Here is a 920-nt window from a genome sequence, read left to right on the forward strand (position 1 = left end):
ATGCCATACTGCATGGCGCGGCCCATGACATCGGCATCGATGTTGGGGCTGACCAGCAGCCGGCCGCCGGCCTTGTGCAAGGCATCGACATCGGCCGCCGTCAGTACCGTGCCGGCGCCGACCAGCGCGGTTTCCGGAAGGACTTCGGCGATCCTGGTGATCGACGAAAACGGTTCCGGCGAATTGAGCGGCACCTCGATCGCCTCGATGCCGGCGTCGAAGATCGCCTGGCCTATTGAGATCGCCTCGGTCGGCTTGAGGCCACGCAAGATGGCGACCAGCCCGCGTTTCAGTCTGGGAAAGGGTGCTGTCTGCGTCACGCGTCGCCTCCGATCATGCGGTTCTCGCGCGCGGCTTCGACAAGGCCGGCGCGCACCGCTTCATCCGCATCGACGACCCGAAAAGCAAGACCGGCGAAGCCAAGAGCGGCGCCATAGAGCGAAGCCAGCGCGCCGGAAGCGATCAGCACGACGGGCGCTCCACCGACGCCGTAGCGCCGCTTCGCCGAAGCGATTTCGCCGCCGATCAACAGCCCGGACAGGCAAGCCGCCGCCTCGTCGGATTTCAAATCCTGCAGCAGCCCGGCGGCGCGGATCGCAAACAGCTTTGAGGTAACGTCGCCGCCTTCGCTCAGCGCCCGCTCGCACCACTGGCGGAAAAATGGACTATCCGCCGTGACCGGCGCCGGATGCTCGCCCAGCGAATGTTTCAGGATCGAATGCGCGGCCAATACCGAAAACAACTCGCCGGTCGGCCAGGTGCCGAAGCCGGCGACCGCGCCGTCCTCGACCACGACCCATTTGGAATGCGTGCCCGGCATGCAGACGAGGTGGCGCCCCGTTGGCGGCAGATTCGCGCCGGCAAGTTGCGTTTCCTCGCCGCGCATCACATCCGGCGCGTCGGCGAGGCGCTGGGCGAGG

Annotated in this window: 1 protein-coding gene and 1 pseudogene; both read right to left on the reverse strand. The window is 66.7% G+C overall.

Annotation, left to right across the window (positions count from 1 at the left end; translation table 11 throughout):
- Positions 1-320 (reverse strand): annotated as a pseudogene (locus tag EOA32_RS37425) (2-dehydro-3-deoxy-6-phosphogalactonate aldolase); the annotation flags it as partial.
- A partial coding sequence (locus EOA32_RS37430) for a 2-dehydro-3-deoxygalactonokinase (RefSeq protein WP_189407729.1) occupies positions 317-920 on the reverse strand: 604 nt, incomplete at its 5' end. The pseudogene EOA32_RS37425 and the gene EOA32_RS37430, both read right to left, overlap by 4 nt.

This window comes from Mesorhizobium sp. M1A.F.Ca.ET.072.01.1.1, from assembly GCF_004023325.1.
GTDB lineage: Bacteria > Pseudomonadota > Alphaproteobacteria > Rhizobiales > Rhizobiaceae > Mesorhizobium.